This window comes from Pedobacter sp. UYEF25 (assembly GCF_054061655.1).
Window position 1 is genome coordinate 1 of record NZ_JBSSEL010000045.1, and the last position, 2,307, is coordinate 2,307.

2 protein-coding genes are annotated in these 2,307 nt (G+C 46.2%); both read left to right on the top strand.

The window, feature by feature from the left end; all coding sequences use genetic code 11:
* The first annotated feature begins 238 nt into the window (after positions 1 to 238).
* Positions 239 to 1,804 (top strand): IS21 family transposase, encoded by a 1,566-nt coding sequence (istA, locus tag ACVWYG_RS19170; protein ID WP_457272661.1) that lies wholly within the window; start codon positions 239 to 241, stop codon positions 1,802 to 1,804.
* Between the two features lie 3 nt (positions 1,805 to 1,807).
* Positions 1,808 to 2,307, top strand: a 500-nt coding sequence (locus ACVWYG_RS19175; protein WP_457272663.1) for an ATP-binding protein, incomplete at its 3' end; no start/stop codon positions are given.

Consider the following 2,307-nt stretch of genomic DNA (forward strand, 5'->3'; position numbering starts at 1 on the left):
ATACTGACCCCCCAGTATTGCTTATTAGTTCGCTAAAAAAACAAAGTCCTACAGAAGGGTTTTGCTGACATTCCGGCGGATACTGACCCCACCTGTGATTGTTAGAGTTTTGTACCGGAGCATATTGACCCCTGTTGACCTGCGTTCAAGACGCGTTTTACCGGAGCATGTTGCCCCCCCTCTTTAACTTGATTTGGCTTACTTAGGTGAATATACCCTCACCTAAACCAGAACGCTGATGGCCGGAAAAGCAAAAGCAATGAGTCAGATCAAACAACTATTACGCCTTCATCAGCAGGGCGATTCCATTAAGCAGATTGCCCGATCTCTTGGCATCAGCAAGAACACTGTCAAGTCCTATCTGGTGAAACTATCAGCGGGTAAACTTCCGTTATCTGATCTTTTATTGATGGACGATCCGGTGCTGGAAGCGAATTTCCATGCTGGCAACCCTGCCTATAAGGATCCAAGGTTTGAGCACATGAGCAATAACCTGGCCTATTACGCCAAGGAACTCAAGCGTGTTGGGGTAAGCCGTACGGTATTGTATGAAGAATATATTTCGGGTTATAAAGATGGGTATAGCTATTCCCAGTTCTGTTTTCACTTGCGCCAGCAGCTTATTGCTAAAAAACCAGGTATGCGTTTGGAACACATCGCCGGTGATAAACTCTTTATCGATTTTGCTGGTAAACCCATACACTATATTGACCGCGGTAGCGGTAAGCTCATTGCCTGTCAGGTATTTGTGGCCTCTCTACCTTTTTCAGATTACTGCTTTGCAATGGCCGTTCCCAGCCAACGGGTAGATGATTTTTTGCATGCGCTGGAATGCTGCCTTCGGCAATTGAGCGGTGCACCAGCGGTGCTGGTACCCGATAACCTGAAATCTGCAGTGTTAAAGGCAGATCGGTTTGAGCCCGAGATCAACCGTGCACTAGCGGATTTTGCCAACCATTATGACATTACCGTAATCCCCACACGTCCAGCAAAGCCAAAAGACAAGGCACTGGTAGAAAACCAGGTTAAACTGGTCTACAACCGTGTGTATGCCCGGCTACGTAATCGACAGTTTTTTGATCTCGAGTCGCTCAATCTGGCCATCAGCGAAAAAGTAAAAGCGCATAACCAGACCAGGATGCAGCAAAAGCCCTATTGTCGGGAGGAGCGCTTTCTTGCCGCAGAAAAACATTTGCTAAAACCCCTTCCAAAAGAAGGCTTTGAGGTAAAATCGTATGCAGAACCCAAGGTGGCACACAACAACCATATCTATCTGGGCAAGGACAAGCATTATTACAGCGTACCTTATGCTTATGTAGGTACAAAAGTGCAGGTTATCTACACCAGAAGTATGGTTCGCATTTATGCAAGGGGGAAACAGATTGCTGTCCACATCAGGAACTTCCATCGGGCAGGGTATTCGACCCAAAAAGAACACCTGAGCTCCCATCATAGGCATTATCTGGAACGAAGCCCCGATTATTATATCGCAAGAGCAAAGGAGAAATCCCAAGAACTGTATCTGTTGACACAGCTTATCTTCGGCCAGTCCCAGCATCCCGAACAACTTTACCGTACCTGTGACGGATTGCTCCGTCTGCAAAAAACGGCGCTACCAGAAGCATTCGCAAAGGCCTGTGAACTGGCCATCGAGTACCGTAACTTTTCCTACAGGTTTGTAGAACGGATACTGAAAAACAACATGACCGGCCATCAGGATATGATAAAACCAGAACAATCACTTCCTGAGCACCAAAATATCAGGGGGAAAGAATATTATTCACAAACAACAATTAAATACTAAACAATGAACATCGAGACACAATTAAAACAACTCCGTTTGCACGGCATGAACCGTAGCTGGCAGGCGTTGAACGAAACCAGAAAGCTGCATGAACTTACCCTTAGTGAAGGGATGGAGGTACTGCTACAGGCGGAAACCGATGATCGAGATGGCAAGCGCTTTGAACGGTTACAGGCAAATGCCAACTTTCGCTATAAAGCCTCCGTCGAAGAACTGAACATGGATGCTACCAGGGGTATGGACAGATCCATGGTCGCAGACTTTGCAACCGGCGGCTATATCTCCAAGGGAGAAGCGATTCTGATATGCGGTGCTACAGGTACTGGAAAATCATTTTTTGCATCAGCTTTAGGGCATCAGGCCTGTACCCAAGGATACAGGGTAGCATATTTTAATGTACAGAAGCTCTTGCTAAAAACAAAGATGAGCAGAATTGATGGTACGGTCTACAAGCTGTTCGAAAAAATATCCAAGGCAGAACTGCTGATCTTGGATGATTTCGG